This is a genomic window from Lachnospira eligens, assembly GCF_009680455.1.
GTDB classification, from domain to species: domain Bacteria; phylum Bacillota; class Clostridia; order Lachnospirales; family Lachnospiraceae; genus Lachnospira; species Lachnospira eligens_A.
In genome coordinates this window covers 33,230-54,292 of sequence record NZ_WKRD01000005.1, presented here as the reverse complement: position 1 = coordinate 54,292, position 21,063 = coordinate 33,230, and the positions used below count along the sequence as shown (strand labels likewise).

Annotated in this window: 14 protein-coding genes; 4 read left to right on the top strand and 10 right to left on the bottom strand. The window is 37.6% G+C overall.

Annotated features, from left to right (window positions below; all coding sequences use genetic code 11):
* Positions 1-53: 53 nt before the first annotated feature.
* Complete coding sequence (locus GKE48_RS07405; protein WP_154300784.1) at positions 54-6,299, bottom strand: InlB B-repeat-containing protein; 6,246 nt, start codon at positions 6,297-6,299, stop codon at positions 54-56.
* 225 nt (positions 6,300-6,524) lie between these two features.
* Here GKE48_RS07405 and GKE48_RS07400 point away from each other — a divergent pair, with 225 nt between their 5' ends.
* Positions 6,525-7,238 carry a LytR/AlgR family response regulator transcription factor gene (locus GKE48_RS07400; protein ID WP_154300783.1) on the top strand — a complete coding sequence of 238 codons (714 nt, stop codon included), beginning with the start codon at positions 6,525-6,527 and terminating at the stop codon, positions 7,236-7,238.
* Between the two features lie 29 nt (positions 7,239-7,267).
* Positions 7,268-8,560, top strand: coding sequence for a sensor histidine kinase (locus GKE48_RS07395; RefSeq protein ID WP_154300782.1), 1,293 nt, complete (start codon positions 7,268-7,270; stop codon positions 8,558-8,560).
* A gap of 48 nt (positions 8,561-8,608) precedes the next feature.
* On the opposite strand, the gene GKE48_RS07390 is transcribed toward GKE48_RS07395, so the two are convergent.
* Together GKE48_RS07390 and GKE48_RS07385 are read right to left on the bottom strand one after the other, a co-directional pair.
* Complete coding sequence (locus GKE48_RS07390; protein ID WP_022098496.1) at positions 8,609-10,096, bottom strand: UxaA family hydrolase; 1,488 nt, start codon at positions 10,094-10,096, stop codon at positions 8,609-8,611.
* 89 nt (positions 10,097-10,185) lie between these two features.
* A complete protein-coding gene (locus GKE48_RS07385) occupies positions 10,186-11,682 on the bottom strand; it encodes a tagaturonate reductase (RefSeq protein WP_055214808.1) in 1,497 nt (498 codons plus the stop codon).
* Between the two features lie 302 nt (positions 11,683-11,984).
* On the opposite strand from GKE48_RS07385, the gene GKE48_RS07380 reads away from it, so the two are divergent.
* Both GKE48_RS07380 and uxaC read left to right on the top strand, forming a co-directional pair.
* Positions 11,985-12,989, top strand: coding sequence for a LacI family DNA-binding transcriptional regulator (locus GKE48_RS07380; protein WP_055215356.1), 1,005 nt, complete (start codon positions 11,985-11,987; stop codon positions 12,987-12,989).
* 21 nt (positions 12,990-13,010) lie between these two features.
* The gene (gene uxaC / locus GKE48_RS07375) at positions 13,011-14,417 is read left to right on the top strand and encodes a glucuronate isomerase (RefSeq protein ID WP_154300781.1); all 1,407 of its coding nucleotides are present in this window, start codon (positions 13,011-13,013) and stop codon (positions 14,415-14,417) included.
* 309 nt (positions 14,418-14,726) lie between these two features.
* Here the strand turns inward: uxaC and GKE48_RS07370 are convergent, their stop codons facing one another.
* From GKE48_RS07370 to GKE48_RS07340, 7 genes are all read right to left on the bottom strand, one after another.
* Complete coding sequence (locus tag GKE48_RS07370) at positions 14,727-15,242, bottom strand: hypothetical protein (protein WP_022097173.1); 516 nt, start codon at positions 15,240-15,242, stop codon at positions 14,727-14,729.
* 2 nt (positions 15,243-15,244) lie between these two features.
* Positions 15,245-16,096 (bottom strand): PilZ domain-containing protein, encoded by an 852-nt coding sequence (locus GKE48_RS07365; RefSeq protein WP_154300780.1) that lies wholly within the window; start codon positions 16,094-16,096, stop codon positions 15,245-15,247.
* A gap of 106 nt (positions 16,097-16,202) precedes the next feature.
* A complete protein-coding gene (locus GKE48_RS07360; protein ID WP_012739140.1) occupies positions 16,203-16,946 on the bottom strand; it encodes a YebC/PmpR family DNA-binding transcriptional regulator in 744 nt (247 codons plus the stop codon).
* A gap of 19 nt (positions 16,947-16,965) precedes the next feature.
* Positions 16,966-17,388: an HIT family protein gene (locus GKE48_RS07355; RefSeq protein ID WP_154300779.1), complete on the bottom strand. Its 423-nt coding sequence runs from the start codon at positions 17,386-17,388 to the stop codon at positions 16,966-16,968.
* Between the two features lie 110 nt (positions 17,389-17,498).
* A complete protein-coding gene (locus tag GKE48_RS07350) occupies positions 17,499-19,583 on the bottom strand; it encodes a polyribonucleotide nucleotidyltransferase (protein ID WP_082414035.1) in 2,085 nt (694 codons plus the stop codon).
* 160 nt (positions 19,584-19,743) lie between these two features.
* On the bottom strand, positions 19,744-20,010 hold the full coding sequence (gene rpsO / locus GKE48_RS07345; RefSeq protein ID WP_012739137.1) for a 30S ribosomal protein S15: 267 nt from the start codon (positions 20,008-20,010) through the stop codon (positions 19,744-19,746).
* Between the two features lie 121 nt (positions 20,011-20,131).
* Positions 20,132-21,058 (bottom strand): bifunctional riboflavin kinase/FAD synthetase, encoded by a 927-nt coding sequence (locus GKE48_RS07340; RefSeq protein ID WP_154300778.1) that lies wholly within the window; start codon positions 21,056-21,058, stop codon positions 20,132-20,134.
* Between the last annotated feature and the right edge of the window lie 5 nt (positions 21,059-21,063).

The window sequence follows — 21,063 nt, the reverse complement described above, 5'->3', positions numbered from 1 at the left end:
CTCCTGACATTCCGTACAGACCGGTTATAAAACCAGTCTGTACGAATTACTAATTAATCAAACCTTACACTGACCTTAATATTGCTCAAATCATATTTATCAGAAAATGAACCACTTGCATCAAATCTGTAGCATATAGCATCTATATCTTTGCATCCTATGCTGTATGTGTGCGTGATTGTCTGTTTATTTTTCTTCTTGAGATCAAGCTTCTCTCCATGCCATCCATTCCATGACTTGTTAGAATCTTTTCTATATGTAGTGTCTACCTCTGCATATCCGTCATCTACCATTTTAATATAATAACTGATTGTAACAGTCATCGTATTGCAATGCTTCTTTATCTCATTCAGAGATATACCTTCCATATAGATGGAATTAGTTCTTGTATAACCACTTGTTGAAGTTCCTGATGCTCCATCTATGAAGAAATGCAGCTTGACTGGTTCTTCCTTTGAATCATCAGTTACACGATATGAATATGGGTGGCTGTAAGTAAATGTCTTATTAAGACTCCAGCTTGCATATAATGTAACCGTTCCTTCACCCACAAGATTATCAGCAGAAGCTCCCGGTTTATATGTAACCGTTCCGCCATCTTCTACACACCAGCCAAGGAATGTATATCCATATCTTGAAGTCTTTGGAAGTTCGTATTTCTTGTCATATGTAAATACAAGGTCGTTTATTGCATCTCCATCCTTTGTATCAAAATGTACTGTATACTCATTAGCAGTCCAAGCTGGATACAAGGTAATTATTTCATTATCTGCTGTTCCAAGTCCACTGATAATTTCATTATCATCATATAACTTGTCTGCTCCTGCCTTTTTTGTCCATCCTGCAAATGTATAACCTGTTCTCTTAAACTGATTAGCACTTAATGCTGCTTTATCTGTATACATAAGCTGCATATCCTGCATAGAACCAGTTGTTCCGTCACCATATGGAATAAACCGGATAACATAACTGTTTTCCTTCCAGTTTGCTGTGTAGCTTCTGTTACCTGTAGAACCTGTTGTAATTACTGGATCCATAGCCGTTCCATCTATACCAGTTCCGCTCCAGCCTGTAAACGTATAACCTGTACGCTGTGGTCTCTTAAGAGTTATAACGCTAGTATCAACCTCATATGTTTCAGGATTGTCAGCCTTTCCTCCATCAAGATTATAACTTATAGTATATATATCTTTCTTCCACTGTGCTGTTATAACAATATTACCAGCAGGCATTACATCCGGGACAGCTTTATCCCATCCTGTGAATGTATATCCCTTCTTAACCGGAATCTCATTAAAATTAACCTCAGTATTATAATCCTGTGTTATAGAAGCAATTTCACTGCCACCATCTGTATTAAAACTGATTGTGTACTGGTTTATCTTCCAGCTTGCAGTATAAGTGACGTCTCTGTCTGGCATTGTACCTGCAACATCTTCATCCCAGCCTGTAAATGTATAACCGGTTCTTTCCGGATTAATAATATTAATCTTAGTGCCATATTTATAATCGTATACAACATCCGGCTGTCCATTATTCAGCTTGAGAACAAATCTGTGTACATTTCTCTTGTAGAAATATCTTATAACAGTCGAACCATCGCCTTTTACTATGGCAGTTTCTGTCTCTGGTGAACTGAATCCTTCCATATACTTAACATATGGCGTTACCTGGCTGTCAGTATCAGATGTAAAGGCCTGTCTGTCATACAATTCATATGAACCGTCAAGCTTTTCAACAAGATGTTCAACAGTATAATTAACCTTATCTGCATCCCACTTTGCATATAAAGTAATATCATATGCCGGCATTGTACCGTCAAACGCTTCTGTACATGCCCTGTCAACATACCAGCCTGCAAATGCATATCCTGCTCTTACAGGAACCGGTGCAATAACATTGCTTCCCCATCTGGCTGTTTTCTTTTCAGTACTTACAGTTCCTCCCATAGAATTAAATGATATGCTATATGTATTTCTATCATAATGCACCCGGAATATAAGGCTTCCATCTGCCGCAACAGTACCAGATGGCAAATCATCTGTAAGATGATAAAGCCTGTTGTCATACTGTTGCTTATCTGCAGTTACATTCTGTCCTGTTGTTCCTTTATTAATTCTAGTCTTATCAAGTTCATATTCTCCTGATTCATTTTCAAGATAATATTTTGTTGTGTATACAACATCATCTGCTTCTTTCCATACGGCTGTATAAGTTGTATCCTTTGCAGGAACTGTCTGTGTGACAGCTGGTTCCCAGCCTTCAAATACATATCCTGCCCTATATGCAACCGGTGTCGGCATAAGAGTTCCATATGTGTATCTTCCTTCTGAAACAACACTGCCTTCTGAAACAAACTTAATATTATATTTATTTCTTGCATAATAATAATTAATCGTTGTGCTTCCATCAGCACTTACTCTCTGTGATAAAGCTGCTGTATACACACCATCCGTTCCTTCCACATAATCAACAACATTATAAATCATATCAGCTGCTTCCCACTTCGCATATACAATTCTGTCCTCATTAGGCATTACTGACGGAATAGTATATTTCTTTGTAAGTGCTTCATCTGTATACCAGCCTGCAAATGTATAGCCCTGTTTAACAGGATCTTCAGGCTTTGTAATTTCTTTATTGTACTTAGATATTATAGCATCTACAACTGAACCACCGTTAGTCTGGAATGCTATATAATATCCATCTCTTAAATTATCCCAGTGCAGAGATATCTTTCTTGTTATCGGCTTAGTATTAAAAGAACCCTTCTGACTCTTCCATGTTATTATCATCTCACCATCCTGCTGAGGTTCACTACTAGGATTAACCTCAACTATATTAGTTTCAGGATCATATGAGAACGCCGGATTAGTCATTGTTATAGAAAAATATCTGTCACTGTCATCATAAACCTTAGTAAAATACTCATTATTATCGTCAAGACCTTCTTTCATATCAAGATACTGCATTTCAAAATATGTATCAGGAAGTCTTACAGTCTTAACATCTCTCTTCATCTTGATATCTTTAACAGAATCCTGACCATATGCATAATCGCACACATTTTCAACTACACCAACACTATACAACGGCCATTGCTTCTCAAAAAGTGTAGGATTATAACTAAACGTTCCAGAAAGTGCCTGTGCCAGGAAATTAACCTCCATATACACGCCTATTTCCATGTATATAGCGCCCATTGAGCTTGCTGTTCTGCCCTGCGAAGCTGCGTATTTCAACTGATAGTACAGATATCCCCATACCTGGGCGTATCCACCAACCTCTGCTGTAAATCCAACACTTGCAAGTTTTGTTGATATAAGACCTACAGCCACACTTAGTCTTATTCCTGCCCGTATTCCTATTGTTCCTATTGCATATACCGAGAACTCATACTGTTCTTCGCTTAAATCAATAGAATCACTTGTAACCTTTCTGTCAAATACCATAATGCTGTAAACATATCTCTTGGCATTCTTATACCAGTAAGTCATGCCCATTGATATATTAACATTGGCAGAAACAACGAATTCAACCTTAAACTCGATATCAATAATTCCAATAACCCTTACATGTGACTCTGTTAATGACTTACTGTATAATTCAACCCAGTCAGCCTCATCATCAAGCATATCAGAATATCTTTCAGCAAGACTCTTCGCAACAGATATCTCGCTATCATCATCAGAATCCTTCATATCTTCAAGCCTTGTAGATAAATCCGACTTGTCAGATATATAAGTAGTTCCGATTTCCATCATATTCTTAAGTTCTTCTGCTATTCCATTAATCACTTCATCAAGTTTAGAAGAACTTTCGTCATCATCATCTTCTTCAGCAGTTCTTACATTAACATTAAAATTAATTCCAGTGTAATCATACAGATCTAATGAAACCGCAACACGGTAGTCATCAATATATGGGAATATGCCCCATACTTTCCATATAGCCTTACCACTTACATTAATATTAATCTTAACTTCCTGCTCAAATGTTGCTGATACAATTACCTTCATATTAGAGAATGAAATCTCTACACCAATATCAAGAGCAAGTCTTAATCCACTTACATTCTCAAAATGTTTTAAATCAGTTGAAAGGTTAGCTCTTACATGCTCAAGCTTTACTTCTGGTTTCTTGCTGCTATATAATGCAACATTGCCCTGAGCCTTATCTGGAAGATAAGTTATATCCTGCGGCACAATGCTGATATTGGCATCCATAGTATCAGACAGATATTCCTGAAGTTCCTGATAAGAATTCGTTCTTACAACAGCCTGTGCAACCTCATCTACAACACTCTGTGCAAATCCACTGTCAACAGCCTGCTGCTCAACGCTCTGTTCAATGCCACTGATATCCTGATTCTGTAATATACTTTCACCACTCACATTATCAGTCTGATATACATCCATGGCTGCCTGAACTTCATCCCATGTCACATTCTTATATGTGATTACATAATCAGCATTATTAGTTGAAACATTTGTTATAACAGCATACTGTATATCATCATTTCCTGTTGCATACAGAGCAAGATAATCGCCTGTATCAACTGTTGTATCTTCATCAAGTCCAAGTCCTGCTCCAAGACTGTCACTGCCATATGACATTTTATTCTTTGTAATTGTTATGCTGTCATTATCAGGATTATTATCCTTATCATCAGCTACATTAACAGGAAGAACATCAGGAACAAAGAGTATCTCCTCTGCTGCCATACCCCTGTAGGAATATTCATTTCCCTTAGCTGATGTAATCTCAAAGAACGAAACATCATCATCAGATATAACACTGCCATCTAACTGTGGCACAACATCTCCGTCATATACTGCAATCTTATCTCCTGCATTAAGTTTACTGTCCGAATATGTAAAGCTTCCTGTAGTTTTAACAGCTTCCTGACTTATTGTACCATCCTGTCCTACAGTCATTACCGTCACAGATATTCTATCAGCCTTCTCTCCGTTAACATAGAGATTACTTAAGCTTCCTGACTTTATGTACTTAATGTCATCCCTAAGATTCACATTAGTTACATCCGGCTTATAAACTGTAAAATCATATTCTCTTATTGTCTGGTCATAGCCTGTGAAATACAGCCTGTCATCTGAAAGTTCAAGACGGTAGCCACAGCCTTCCTGCCATGTGCCATTGCATTTTATTATAAATGTATACGCTCCATCATCTAATACACTTCCGGCTGTAATATCTATTGAAGTATTCTCAGAAGAATCGCTTACATTCTTAACTGATACTTTATTCTTTACTTCTTCTTTAGTTAACCTTCCGCTCTTATCAGTTACCGTAATTGTAAAATCATTTGCATCAACATCATAACTTCTTGCGTATGTATCTATACTGACTGTCTTAAGCTCCTGACCGTCAACCCATGATGCATATAATACAACATCACTTAAAAGTCTGTCTGTACTGGCAACATAATCTGTACAGTCCGCATCATAACACCATCCCAAAAATGTCGAGCCTGCCTTGCCCGGAACCGGAAGATCTGAAAGCTTTGTTCCCGCCTCATATACCGAATTATCAAGCTCTGCTGCACGCCCCTGTTCATCATCATCAGTATAAAGTGTTCCGCCATTAGTTTCATACTTAATGTTATATTTTGTTGTTTCAAATGAAATATCAAAAGTAAGATTATCTGTATATATTCCTGCATATTTAGGAATTTCCTGTAATCTTGTCATATATTTTCTTGTCTTGTCACTGCCTGTTGCTGTAAGCTCTGTTATTACTGAATTATTAGTAAGAGACAGTTTATTCTCTTCATTATATAATTCATATCCAAGCTTTACATCTCCATTCAGAAGATTCCATTCATTCTTAGAATAAACAGATACACTTACTTTATCTTTCTCATACAGTCCGCCTGCATGTCCCGATACTGTAAGATTCGTCTTATCAGCATCTACGCTTTCAGGTATGTCAATGTAATAATAACGTTCAATCCATTTTGCATAAAGAACTACAACTCCTGTGTAATTCTCTTCTGAAATCTCCGTTACAGGACTACCTGTCAGCTCTTTATTATCATACCATCCTCCAAACTCATACCCCTGATTGACAATATCATCCTTATCCGGTAATTGCCCTGCCGGATATTTGTCTGGTGCATTATAGCCACTGACATAATGACCACCGTTAAGCTGATAATCAATCTCCTTTAACTGGGACAGCTCATCATATGATGACTGATTCCCTTCTGCGTAATACATGCCCGGTATAGCTGCAGCAAGAATTGCAGAACATAAAAGTATACTCAAAAACCTCTTCATCCGAACGCCTCCTTTATGTTATAACCACATATACTGATATTTAGTTTTCCGTCTGCTATATATTGTAGTTATAATACCTGATTAAAAGACATTTGTGAGGTTATCTGCGTGAATTACAATTTTTTTGACATGAACGATTAGATTTATATATAGAAATTTAGTCTCTTGCAATATATAATTAATCAAGAGATAATTTACATACTAAGCTTTAATGAGGAAAATACTATGAAAATTGCTATATGTGACGATAATGAAGCTGAATTAAACAGAATTAGAGAACTGTTAGAAATATACGCCTGTGATAAAGGTCAGAAATTTTTTATAAAATGTTTCACAAGCAGTGTTGAACTGGCATCAACTGCTGAATTTGAGAAATATGACATATATTTTCTCGATATAATTATGCCAGTAATGGACGGCATTAATCTGGCAAGGGAAATCCGTGCCTTTGACAGATTTTCACCTGTAATCTTTCTGACATCATCGCCTGAATTTGCTGTAGAAAGCTACACAGTCAAAGCATTTAATTATCTTCTTAAACCCATAATTAAAGAAGCATTATATGATACACTGGATGATATTATTGATACATTTCATAAGGAACGCAATGATACATATATTATAAAGAATAATTCAGGTATACATAAAATATACTTATCAGATATTATGTACGCTGAAGCTCTTAACCGGAAAGTAATATTATACCTTTCAGACAACGAGCAGGTAATATCGACAGACGTATTCTCATCTATATGTGATACACTTATGACACATAAAGAATTTACTCTGCCACACCGTTCTTTCATTGTTAATATGAATTACATCAAGACAATAGATGCAGTCAGGATTGAATTAACTAACAGCAAAACTATCCCGGTTGCACAAAGACGCGTTTCGGACATAAAGAAACAATATCTGGATTTCCAGATGGAAGAATAATCTATAATATACATTCGGAGGAGAATTTAATGACAGACATAGTCTCAGTACTAAACCTTATTAATTATGGTTTTGTTTTAATATTCGGAATTATTGTATCTTTCTATTTTGCCGGAATACAATGGGAGGACAATAAGCGCCTTTTTATACTTACTACTGTATTATTTGTTCTGTTTCAGGCATTATTCTACGTGCTTTTAGGCGAAAATGTCCTTTTTAAATGTTATCCTGTACTGATACATATTCCTTTAATTCTTATTATCAGATATATATGTCACCAGAATATATATATATCATTTATTGCCGTTATGTCCGCTTATCTGATGTGTACACCCAGAAAATGGTTTGGAACCCTGGCAAAATATATATTTCCTGAAATCCCTGTAATTTCAGATGTTGTAACAATTGTAATCACTATTCCGCTTCTGATTGTGGTAATTAAATACATTTCGCCTTACATAATAAAACTCAAAGAAGAATCAAAAAACATTATTTCCATGTTTTTCCTTCTCCCTCTTACATATTATATACTTGAATATGCTCTAACCGTATATACTAACCTTCTATATACCGGCAAAGCCGTAATAATTGAATTCATGGACAGTTTTATTGTTGTATTATATTTTTTCTTGTCAATAGTGACACTCAGTATGTCCAACAAAAAAAATACAGCAGAGCGTGAAAACATCATACTTTCCGCAGCTGCAGCTCAGGCTGAAAAAGAAATATCTCAGCTTACAGATTATCAGAAACAGGCTGCGATATACAGACATGACTTAAGACACCATATGAATTTCATACAAAGCTGCCTTGCTGGTAACAATACGCAGCAAGCTCTTGAATATATAAATGAAATTAATAATAATCTGGATAACACAAGAATAACAAGATACTGCAGCAACGAAGCAATTAACCTAATATTATCTTCATATATAAATAAAGCCCATGACGCAGACATTTCCACACAGATATCAGTAACTGCCACTAATTTTTCAAGTTACAGAATTACTGATTTGTGCAGTCTCCTTGCAAATGCTTTAGAAAATGCAATAAATTCCTGTATAAAGCAGTGTGATAACGCTGTCTCAAAAGACAATAAGCGTCTTATAACAATTAAGTTGTTTGAAAAAAATAACAAAATATGCATCAACATAGCCAATACATACTTTAAGGAGCCCCGATTCCACAACCAGATTCCTGTTACTGATGAACCTGACCATGGCATTGGTGTCCGCAGCATAATTTCAGTAATAGAAAAATATAACGGCATATATGCATTTTTTACTAAAGACGGTACATTCTATTTTCAGGCTTGTATATAAAAATGGGGACTGCACATACAGTCCCCATCTTTTATATTATTGTATTAATTATAATGTTACACCCTGCTTAAAGATTGCAAGATCATGGAATCCTGCTATCTCGGCCTTAACCTTCTTACCAGAAGCAACATCTAATACGAGCTGGAAGAGCTCCTTAGCTGCATCTTCAAGTGGAAGATCATCTGTAACAATTCTTCCTGCATTAAAGTCAATCCAGTTACCCTTATTTCCTGCAAGTCTTGAGTTAGTTGCAATCTTAACTGTAGGAACCGGTGATGCAAATGGTGTTCCACGTCCAGTTGTGAAAAGAACCATCTGTGCACCTGAAGCTGCACAAGCTGTAGCAGCAACAAGGTCATTACCAGGTGCGCTGAGAAGATTAAGTCCCTTAGTATTAACTGGCTCTGCATATGCAAGAACACCCTTTACTAATGAGCTTCCTGACTTCTGTGTACATCCTAAAGACTTGTCTTCAAGAGTTGTAATACCGCCATCCTTGTTTCCTGGAGAAGGATTCTCGTAAATCTCCTGGCCATTCTTAATGAAGTATTCCTTAAAGTCATTAATAAGGTGAACTGTCTTCTCGAAGAGTTCCTTGTTAGCACATCTGTTCATAAGAATTGTCTCTGCACCAAACATCTCAGGAACTTCTGTGAGGATAGTTGTACCACCCTTAGATACAAGCATATCTGAGAAAAGACCAACTGTTGGGTTAGCTGTAATACCTGATAATCCATCAGAACCGCCACACTTCATACCAATGATAAGTTCCTTGGCATTAACCTTTTCACGCTTAAATGTTGCAGCATAAGCCATAAGCTCATTCATAAGCTTCTCAGCTTCTTCCTGCTCATTCTCAACATCCTGAACCTGAAGGAACTTAACTCTGTCTGGATTAACCTCTCCAATATAGTCCTTAAGAACTTCTATACGGCTGTTCTCACATCCAAGACCAAGAACAAGTACTGCACCTGCATTAGGATGATTAATTAAATCAGCAAGAATCTTTCTTGTATTCTCCTGATCCTCTGTTGTCTGTGAACATCCATATGGATGAGTAAATGCAACTACTTCATCTACTCCTTCTGGCTTGTTAGCTCTTGCTGTTGTTTCAATTGCTCTTGCAATTGAGTTAACACATCCAACTGTAGGAACAATCCATACTTCGTTACGGACACCAACCTTTCCGTTCTCTCTCATATATCCATCGAAATAAGCTGGCTCTGAAGGCTCAACATCCTTATGTCCCTCTGGTTCATATGTATATTCAAGTAATTCACCGAGACCAGTCTTTAAGTTATGAGTATGAACCCATGCTCCAACTGGAATATCAGCCTGTGCAAATCCGATTCTGAAACCATATTTGATAACCGGATCACCATTCTTGATAGCCTTAATTACAAACTTGTGTCCCTGTGGAATATCTTCTACAGTTGTCACATCAATTCCTGCAACATTAAGAGTTGTGCCTTTAGCAATAGGCTTTAATGCTACAGCAACATTATCATCTTTATTAATCTTGATAAAATCCTGCATATATCCTCCAATTCAATTTGATTATTATATTAAATAAGAGCGGATGAATATAAAAACATCCGCTCTATAATCATTCAAAGAGCTATTAATTAGTCAGCTAAATCATTAACTACTGCTCTCATACCTCTTTCTCTGATATCTGTGATGTACTCAGTAATAACTTCTTCAAGGTTAAGAACCTTAGAAAGATCCTCGCCACCAAAGAACTTAGTATTGCTTAAGTAAGCATGTGTGAATTCCTTAGCAGACTTTCCTGAATTATCTCTGAAGAAATCAAGAACAGCCTTGTCATCTGTGATGTTGTACTCTTCACCGTTTCTGTTACCCTTTAATACAATACCGCCGTTAAACTCAGCTTCTGTCTGTGATGTATAGAAGCTCATAAGTGCAGCGATAGAGAATGTAAGGTACTTAGGAAGCTTGTTAAACTTGTTAACATATCCTAAGAATGAAGGTAAACATCTAGCTTCCCACTTAGATACTGAGTTAAGTGAAATGCTTAATAATCTATGATCTACGAATGGGTTAAGGAATCTGTCAATAACAGCCTTAGCAAACTCTTCACAATCTTCCTTAGAAAGTGAAAGTGTAGGAATAACTTCATTGTAAAGTGTCTCTTCCATGTACTTTCTGATTACAGGATCCTTCATAGAATTCTCTACATTGTCATTACCAGCAAGGAATGAAGCTAATACAAATGATGTATGAGATCCGTTAAGGATTCTTACCTTTCTTTCCTTGTATGGATGATGATCCTTAGTAAATACTACATTAAGTCCAGCTTCCTTGAATGGAAGTTCCTTCTCAAGCTGCTCAAGTGGAAGATTAGAATCACTCTCTACAACCCAGAGACCGAATACTTCAGCTCTGTCGATAAGCTGATCCTCATATCCCCATTCCTCGCAAAGCTTAGCTGCGTCTTCTCTTGGATATCCTGGAACAATTCTATCTACGAGTGTTGGGCAGAATGAGCAGTAATTGTTAACCCAATCCTTGAATCCATCTTCAAGTCCCCAAAGCTCGATAAACTTCATGATGCACTTCTTTAATTCAATACCATTATCAGCGATAAGCTCACATGGAAGTAAGATAAGTCCCTTATCTGCTGCTCCGTTGAACTTCTGATATCTCTTGTAAAGGAGCTGTGTAAGCTTTCCTGGGTATGTCTTAGGAGGACGTGCATTAGGATCGTTATCTGTCTCGTCAAATACGATACCAGCCTCTGTTGTATTAGAAACGATGAATCTAAGAGTCTCGCTTGTACCATACTCAATGTACTTGTCATAATCCTCAATAGCTGCAACTGCATCTACTACTGATGTAATCTGACGTGTGATTTCCTTAGGCTTTCCATCAACAAAACCTCTTAACTGAAGTGTGTACTGGCATTCCTGATCATGGAATCTCTCAAGTGTACCGAACTCGATAGGCTTAACGATAACAACACCACCGTTGAAATCTGTCTTCTCATTAGTTACATCGAAGATATAATCAACGAATGCTCTAAGGAAGTTACCCTCACCGAACTGCATAACCTTAACAGGTCTGTCAACTGCATGTGTAATACTCTTGTTTAATCTCTGCATCTTAAATCTCCTTTTTTCATTGGGAATAATCCGTTTTACGATAACGGTCCCTAATTATTAACCAGTAAATGGTATGTAAATAAGTGCATGTAAGCGCTTTCATAAATAAAATATACTTAAAAATGCTCTAAGTCAATACATTTTTCTGCTTTTTAAAAAATTCTTACATTACACTTGTTTTTATAATAATACCATTGTATAATTCATTTATCAATATGTAAGCGCTTACATTTATTCATTTTTTATCAATTTTTGTTAGGCGATACATTTACATTCGTCAAGAGATGAGGTCGCACATGAATATTAATATATATGATGTTTCTAAAAAAGCTGGTGTATCCATAGCAACAGTTTCAAGGGTTCTTAACGGCAACACCAGGGTTTCTGAAAAGACAAGAGACAAAGTTATTAATGCAATGAAAGAATTAGACTACACTCCTAATGTATTTGCAAGAGGATTAGGTCTTAATACTATGAAGACAATTGGCATTATGTGCATAGATTCATCTGATATATACCTTGCCAACGCTGTTTACTATCTTGAACAGGAGCTTCGCAAATACAACTACGACTCTATTCTTTGCTGCACTGGTAAAGATTATAATAATAAGAAGAATTATCTCGAGCTTCTTTTGAGTAAAAGAGTTGACGGAATTATTCTTGCCGGTTCACAGTTTGTAGAAAATACCAGTGAACATAACAACGACTACATTATTAATGCAGCTAAAGATGTTCCTATAGTTCTGGTCAACGGCTATCTGGACGCTGCCAACATTTATTCAGTAATGTGCAATGATGAAGAAGCTGTATACAATGCGACAAAACTCTTGATAAATAATTCACATCGTAATATAGTTTACTTATATACGAGTACTTCATACAGTGGCATGAATAAGTACCACGGCTATCTTAAAGCAATTAATGAAGCTGGTATTACTCTCCCGGATGAATTCCATCATCTGTGTGGCAAGAACATATCTCATGCCAGGGATTATCTTACATATCTATATGATAAAGGAATGAAGTTTGATGCCGTTATGACATCTGATGACTCTATCGCTGCCGGTGCTGTCAAGTTTGCACATACTCACGGAATCAGAATTCCTGAGGATTTAGAGGTTATTGGATACAATAACTCTGTTCTTTCATTATGTACAGAACCTGAACTTACCTCTATTGACAGTAAGGTTGAGGAACTATCCTCATGCGCGGTAAGCGTGCTAATGAAGGTTTTATCCGGTGAAGATGCTGACAATCACAGTATCATCGCCGCTGATATAATAAAACGCAACACAACAATATTTTAATTCACAGGAGGATTATGAATCATGAAACAGTTCATGGACAAAGACTTTTTACTTTCAACTCCAACAGCTCAGCATTTATTCCACGATTATGCAGCTAAGATGCCAATACTTGACTATCACTGCCATATCAATCCTAAGGAAATCGCTGAAGACAGAAAGTTTGAGAACATCACACAGGTATGGCTTGGTGGCGATCATTACAAGTGGCGTCAGATGAGAACTAACGGTGTTGATGAGAAGTACATCACAGGTGATGCTTCTGACCGCGAGAAGTTCCAGAAATGGGCTGAGACTCTTGAGATGGCTATCGGTAACCCACTTTATCACTGGAGCCACCTTGAACTTCAGAGATACTTCGGATACAACGGTATTCTCAACGGCGATACAGCTGAGGAAGTATGGAATCTCTGTAATGCAAAGCTACAGGAAGATTCTATGTCAGTTCGTAACCTTATCAAGCAGTCAAATGTTACATTAATCTGTACAACAGATGATCCTGTTGACTCACTTGAGTGGCATCAGGTTCTTAAGGATGATAAGACATTTGACGTACAGGTACTTCCTGCATGGAGACCTGACAAGGCTATGAACATCGAAAAGCCTGAATATCTTGATTACCTTGAGACATTATCTAATGTAAGCGGAATTAAAGTTAATTCATTTGCTTCATTAATGGATGCTCTTAGAAACCGTATGGATTTCTTTGCTTCTATGGGATGCTCAGTATCAGATCACGCTCTTGAGTATGTAATGTACAAGCCATACACAGAAGAAGAAATCGAAGCAATCTTTGCTAAGAGATTTTCTGGTTCTGCTATCACTACAGAAGAGATGAACAAGTTCAAGACAGCATTCATGGTATCTGTAGGTAAAGAATACAACAAGCGTAACTGGGTAATGCAGTTACATTATGGTACAATCCGTGATAATAACAGATTCCGTTATGACCAGTTAGGTCCAGATACTGGATTTGACTGCATTAACACATATGACTGCTCTGCTGAGATGGCTCAGTTCCTTAACGCACTTAATGCTACAGATGAGCTTCCTAAGACAATCATTTACTCACTTAACCCTTCAGTTAACGCTGCTATCGGAACAGTTATCGGATGCTTCCAGGATTCTAAGGCTGTTGGCAAGATTCAGCAGGGTTCAGCTTGGTGGTTCAACGATCATAAGGTTGGTATGACTAACCAGATGACAAGCCTTGCTAACTTAAGTCTTCTTGGTAACTTCATCGGAATGCTTACAGATTCAAGAAGCTTCCTCTCATACACAAGACATGAGTACTTCAGAAGAATCATGTGCGAGCTTATCGGTGGATGGGTAGAGAATGGTGAATACCCAGCAGATGAGAAGGCATTAAAGAAGATAGTTGAAGGTATCTCATACAACAACGCTGTAAGATACTTTGGATTTGATCTTTAATTAATACCTAAAAAGACAAAAGCCGCTGCCACAACATTTGTGGTAACGGCTTTTTTACTACTTATTCTGTTCTGCTAATAACTTCTTTAACCTTTCAACTTCTGCCTGTAACTCATTATTCTTTATTGAAAGTTCATCATTCTTCCCTGAAAGTTCATCATTCTGTTCCTTCTATGCTTCTCTCTGTAATAAACATTTTCTTCATTTTGTTCTCCTCATTTATCCTTATTATATGTATCTATAGAAAAAACCCGCTGGTTAATCTCTTAACCAACGGGCTTTTACTGTTCTTTCATTATTATATTGTTCTTATCTTTTATTCCTTGTCTTTTCCATTACATCAAGAGTATGCATCTTACCATATGCATCTCTCTTATGCTTTGGAACTTCTCCTGCTTCAGAATTAAATATACCGACATTCTGACCTTTGTTATGCTTTGCTGCACATGCCGGACAATATCTTCCGTATCTTATCTCTGCTCCACAGTCCTCACATTTGATATAGCTGTCCGAACCGTCAGGAATCTCTATTCTTCCTTCTCGCAGATACCTGTTAATTGTTGATACAGGAACCCCTGTTCCATCTGATATATTAGCTGCATTAGAAGGACCATGGTCTTCTATATATTTTCTCACCTTGCCAAAAGATGTCAGTTCCTCTGCTCCACAGTTGTCACACTTAAACACTTCTCCAAATGCATAACGCATAAGTTCCCCACACTTTGGACATATCTTGGCACGGTCATATTTAATCAGCGTATCAATCTGGCGCTTTTCCTTTTTCTGCTTTTCTCTTTCCTCAATCTGCCTTAAAGTAGGTTTCATAATCATACCTTCTTCCTTTCAAGTGTATCTCTGAATATATCTCTTCGTTCAGTTTTACCAACTTTATTAATATCTCTTTCTTTATATGTTCCGTCATTCTTGATCTGCTTTTTCTTATAATTCTTATCATCCGGTTCTTGTTCCTGTGCTGTCCTGTCTGCCCTGCCCGGTTCCTTAAGAGCTTTCTCCAGTATCTCCTTATTCTGAAATGCAAAATTGCCATGGTTCATTGATAACATCTGTCTCTGCTTCTGGCTTATATACTGTTCAAGGTTAGCATTACGCACGCCTAACCTGCATCCATATACTATCTTGTTCTCACCGATAACAACCTTCCTCACAATAATCCCCATAAGACTGTAATTCTGATTAAAGTCAGCAAACACAAGTCTTACCGGCATATTAATGACATTGTCCATATCCTCCGTGCCAACAAAAGAGAATCCACTCTCACTCACATCTTTAACAATAACATCAACTGCCTTACGGTTAGTTCCTAACTGTGCAACACCGGAGATACCTATAAACAGCCTGAAAGCCCCTCGTCTGTTAACTTCAAAGCCTTCTCCATTAGCTGAAATCTTATATAATGTTCCTTCCTCTTCTCTGATTGAATTAACTGCAACACCTTTCCACAACATTGGAGGCTTACCGTCTCTTATCATATATATACTTACCGTTATACCGCCACCTGAAGAATTAAAGCTTAATATCTTACCATTAATTCTTATTGGCTCAACCAATACGCCCTGATTAACTTTTCTTATAACCTTAGATGGAAACTCATATTTCTGTCCATTCATGCTTAATTCAATTATCAGGTTATTATCCTCGGTCATCTCCTGTAAAAGCATAGTTTTTCTCCATTACACGCAATTAATGATATAATGATAACACATTTACAGCAATAAAAAAAGACTCTCATACCAAACTCGCATGAGAATCTTCTTTCATAATTAATTATTCTTCATCTTCTTCTGGTTCATTCCAGTTATGATATACATTCTGAACATCATCATCTTCATCTAAAAGTCCTAAGATTCTGTTCATCTTCTTAATATCATCCTCAGATGTAAGGTCAACAGTTGTCTGTGGAATCATAGTAACCTCTGCTGAAGCAAATGTTACTCCGGCATCAGCTAATGCCTGGTTAACAGCATCAAACTCCTCTGGTGAAGTAAGGATTTCATAACAATCCTCTTCTTCATTGAAGTCATCTGCACCAGCATCAAGAGCTAACATCATAAGCTCATCAGCATCTCCGGTATATTCTTCCTTGTCTACAATCATCTGTCCCTTGTTGTCGAACATGAATGATACACAGCCTGGAGTACCAACATTACCGCCACCCTTAGTGAAAGCACTACGGATATTAGAAGCAGCTCTGTTTCTGTTATCAGTAAGAGCCTCTACGATAATAGCTGTTCCGTTAGGACCATATCCTTCATATGTAACTGATTCGTAGTTAGACATATCATTACTTGCAGCCTTCTTAATAGCTCTGTCAATTGTATCATTAGGCATATTAGCTGCTTTACACTTAGCAACAACCTGTCTTAACTTACTATTATTATTAACATCCGGACCGCCTTCTTTAACAGCAATCATAAGCTCCTTACCAAGTCTTGTAAAGATTTTACCCTTAGCTGCATCATTGGCTGCCTTCTTATGCGCGATATTCGCAAATTTTGAATGTCCTGACATAAAAATACCTCATTTCAAATTACTTAATGTTTGCTTTAATCTTCTCAATCATCTCTGCATATTCAGCATCTGTAAGATACTTCTTATCTGGGTTCATAAGGAATACTCCACCCCATTCGAACTCGTCCTTATACTTAGGGCAGAGATGGAAATGAAGGTGATGACCTGTATCACCATATGCACCATAGTTAACCTTATCTGGGTGGAAAGCAGCCATGATAGCTCTTGCTACTCTTGCAACATCCTCAAAGTAAGCAGCTCTCTCTTCTGCAGTTAACTCGTTCATATCACCAACATGCTTCTTATGTGCTACGATACATCTTCCAGGATGACTCTGCTCCTTGAACAGATATACCTTAGATGTCTCAAGCTCACATATCTTAATACCAAACTTAGCTACGAGGTCACCCTCTACACAATATGCACAATTCTGATCTACCATAATCGTATCCTCTTTTCTATAACCAAATATAACTCATGCTTCTATATTGCCGGGTTTGAACAGATACAATCTGTTCAAACCCGTATTTAATTAATATGCTCTCATATTAATTAAATTGCATCCTTGATTGAGAAGCTGATTCTTCCCATCTTATCCTTACCCATACACTTGCACTTTACATGATCGCCAAGTGTAAGAACATCTTCAACATGGTTGATTCTCTCATTAGAAATCTTAGAAATGTGAACCATTCCTTCCTTGCCAGGAGCAAACTCTACGAATGCACCGAATTCCTTAATGCTTACAACCTTACCTTCATATATCTTGCCTTCTTCGAAGTCTTCTACAATAGTCTTGATATACTTCATAGCCTTATCCATTCCTGCCTGCTCAACACCACATACAGAAACGAATCCATCATCAGTAATATCAATCTTGACACCGCACTCATCAATGATTGCGTTGATTGTCTTACCACGCTGTCCAACTACTTCGCCAATCTTAGCAGGGTCAATAGATGTCTGGATAATCTTAGGCGCATACTCACCAACAGTCTTTCTAGGCTCAGCAATAGCAGGCTTCATACATGTATCCATGATGAAAAGTCTTGCTTCTCTTGTTCTTCTTATAGCCTCTTCAACGATTGGTCTTGTAAGACCGTGAATCTTAATATCCATCTGGATAGCTGTAATACCTTCTGTTGTACCTGTTACCTTGAAATCCATATCTCCGAAGAAATCTTCAAGTCCCTGGATATCAGTAAGTACAATATAATCATCATCTGTCTCGCCTGTAACAAGACCACATGAAATACCGGCTACCATTCTCTTAATAGGAACACCTGCTGCCATAAGAGACATACAAGATGCACATGTTGAAGCCATTGATGTAGAACCATTAGATTCAAATGTCTCAGAAACGGCACGGATTGCATATGGAAACTCTTCCTCTGATGGAAGTACAGGAACAAGTGCCTTCTCAGCTAATGCTCCATGTCCGATTTCACGACGTCCTGGTCCTCTTGATGGCTTAGTCTCACCTACAGAGTATGAAGGGAAATTATAGTGATGTATGTATCTCTTAGTAGTTACATTCTCATCAAGACCATCAACCTTCTGTGCCTCTGATAAAGGTGCAAGAGTAACAACATCACATATCTGTGTCTGTCCTCTTGTAAACATTGCAGAACCATGAACTCTAGGAATAATATCAACCTCAGCTGCAAGTGGTCTGATCTGGTTAATAGCTCTTCCATCTGGTCTCTTGTGATCCTTTAAAATCATCTTACGTACAGTCTTCTTCTGGTACTGGTAAACAGCCTCACCAAGAACTGCAAGCCATTCCTCGTTATCTGCAAATGCTTCCTTCATCTTCTCAGTTACAGCATCAATATTCTTCTCTCTTGTCTGCTTGTCATCTGTGAATACAGCAACCTCCATCTCTTCTGGAGATACAACCTGCTTCATAGCCTCAAACATCTCTGCAGGAACAGCACAGCTTACATAAGAATGCTTTTCCTTGCCAACCTCAGCAACAATCTTATCAATAAATGCAATGATTGTCTGGTTGATATCATGAGCCTTATATATAGCCTCAATCATCTTGTCTTCTGGAATCTCATTAGCTCCGGCTTCAATCATGATAACCTTCTGCTTAGTTGAAGCAACTGTAAGCTGAAGATCTCCATCCTGCCACTGTGCCTGAGATGGGTTAACGATGAATTCTCCATCAATCATACCAATCTGTGTTGTAGCACATGGACCGTCAAATGGAATATCTGAAATAGATGTAGCAATAGCAGAACCAATCATAGCAAGTAATTCTGGTCTGCAATTCTCATCAACTGACATAACCATGTTATTAAGAGTAACATCATTACGATAGTCCTTAGGGAATAATGGTCTCATAGGTCTGTCGATAACTCTTGATGTAAGGATAGCATTCTCAGATGCCTTACCTTCTCTCTTGTTAAATCCACCAGGAATCTTTCCTGCGGCATACATCTTCTCTTCATATTCAACGCTTAATGGGAAGAAATCAATTCCTTCTCTTGGTTCTTTAGATGCTGTTGCTGTTGAAAGAACAACAGTATCACCATAATGCATTAACGCAGCACCGTTAGCCTGTGCACACACTCTGCCGATATCAACTCTTAAAGTTCTTCCGGCGAGTTCCATTTCATACTGTTTAAACATATGAACTCCTTCCATAAAAATATATATTTAACAGAAGGTCCGAAACAACTGAAAAACACACCATAAACTACCGCCATGATATACATTTCAGTGGTCTCGGGGTATCCCTTCTGCCATTAACAACGCAATAGGGCGGAGTTATACACTCCGCCCTGATTAATTACTTTCTTAAGCCTAAACGCTCAATAAGATTTCTGTAAGATTCAATATCTGTATCCTTAAGATATGCAAGTAAAGCTCTTCTCTTACCAACCATCTTAAGAAGACCTCTTCTTGAGTGGTGATCCTTCTGGTTAACCTTAAGATGTTCTGTTAACTCAGCGATTCTTTCTGTTAAGATAGCTACCTGAACTTCTGGAGAACCTGTGTCTCCTGGCTTTCTTCCATAAGTAGCAATGATTTCTGCTTTCTTTTCCTTAGATATCATGTCTAAATCCTCCTAAATATTAATCTCCTGCCACTAAGCTTCAGGTCGGAGTGTCCTACAGCTGGGTGACGGCTCATACTTGATTATTGTAACACAGGCATTAAACCTTTGCAAGTATTAATTATCCAATAAGAAACATATTTCTTGCAAAATCCGAATCTGCCGCAATCTGTCTCTTCAATCCCTCAACATCTTCAAACTTCATCTCTGGTCTTATAAAATGTATGAATTCAACATCAACCTTCTTGCCATACACATCCTTGTCAAAATCAAAAAGAAACGTCTCAACACTTATCTCCGGTGCATCACTTACTGTAGGCTTAGTTCCTAAGTTAGTAACCCCGTAGAATTTTTCACCATCAATAGTCGTCTGGGTAGCATATACTCCATTAGGTGGCAGGAGCTTATACTCCGTCGGATATATGTTAATAGTAGGGAAATCAAGCTTCCGTCCAAGCTGGTTTCCTATCGAAACCACACCTGTAACATTAAACGGTCTGTTAAGAAGAACATTTACCGTTTCCATATGTCCAACCTTTAATTCTTCTCTTATATATGTACTGCTGATTTCCTTATCCTGATATTTTTCCTTTTCAACAATAATAGTTGTAAATCCAAGTTCTTCTCCTGCTTCCACAAGCATTGCTGCATCACCTGCCCTGTCTTTTCCAAAACGGTAATCAGTACCTACAACAACATACTTTGCATGCAGCTTATCAATAAGAATCCTGCATATAAAATCTTCAGGTTCCATATGCATGAATTCATCTGTAAACGGATATTCAATCTCAACATCTATGCCAAAATTCTCACACAGTCTGCGTCTTTCACTGCTTGTAGATATAAAATGCTGATACTTCTGTGGACATATCGAAAGTGGCAGGCTGTCAAATGTAAACAAAACCGCAAGCAGATTCTCCTCATCTGCTTTCTGCCTTACAATCTCAATGAGCTTCTGATGTCCTGTATGAATTCCATCGAATTTTCCTAATGTAACTGCACTTTCCTTATTTAATTGAAAATCATCTGTTCCATGAATATATTCCAAAGATG

Coding starts and splice junctions, on each gene's coding strand:
- uxaC (WP_154300781.1), top strand. CDS start 13,011: ATGAAACAGTTCATGGACAAAGACTTTTTACTTTCAACTCCAACAGCT.
- GKE48_RS07360 (WP_012739140.1), bottom strand. CDS start 16,946: ATGTCAGGACATTCAAAATTTGCGAATATCGCGCATAAGAAGGCAGCC.
- rpsO (WP_012739137.1), bottom strand. CDS start 20,010: ATGATATCTAAGGAAAAGAAAGCAGAAATCATTGCTACTTATGGAAGA.
- GKE48_RS07365 (WP_154300780.1), bottom strand. CDS start 16,096: ATGCTTTTACAGGAGATGACCGAGGATAATAACCTGATAATTGAATTA.
- GKE48_RS07390 (WP_022098496.1), bottom strand. CDS start 10,096: ATGCAGGATTTTATCAAGATTAATAAAGATGATAATGTTGCTGTAGCA.
- GKE48_RS07400 (WP_154300783.1), top strand. CDS start 6,525: ATGAAAATTGCTATATGTGACGATAATGAAGCTGAATTAAACAGAATT.
- GKE48_RS07405 (WP_154300784.1), bottom strand. CDS start 6,299: ATGAAGAGGTTTTTGAGTATACTTTTATGTTCTGCAATTCTTGCTGCA.
- GKE48_RS07385 (WP_055214808.1), bottom strand. CDS start 11,682: ATGCAGAGATTAAACAAGAGTATTACACATGCAGTTGACAGACCTGTT.
- GKE48_RS07395 (WP_154300782.1), top strand. CDS start 7,268: ATGACAGACATAGTCTCAGTACTAAACCTTATTAATTATGGTTTTGTT.
- GKE48_RS07355 (WP_154300779.1), bottom strand. CDS start 17,388: ATGGTAGATCAGAATTGTGCATATTGTGTAGAGGGTGACCTCGTAGCT.
- GKE48_RS07350 (WP_082414035.1), bottom strand. CDS start 19,583: ATGTTTAAACAGTATGAAATGGAACTCGCCGGAAGAACTTTAAGAGTT.
- GKE48_RS07370 (WP_022097173.1), bottom strand. CDS start 15,242: ATGAAACCTACTTTAAGGCAGATTGAGGAAAGAGAAAAGCAGAAAAAG.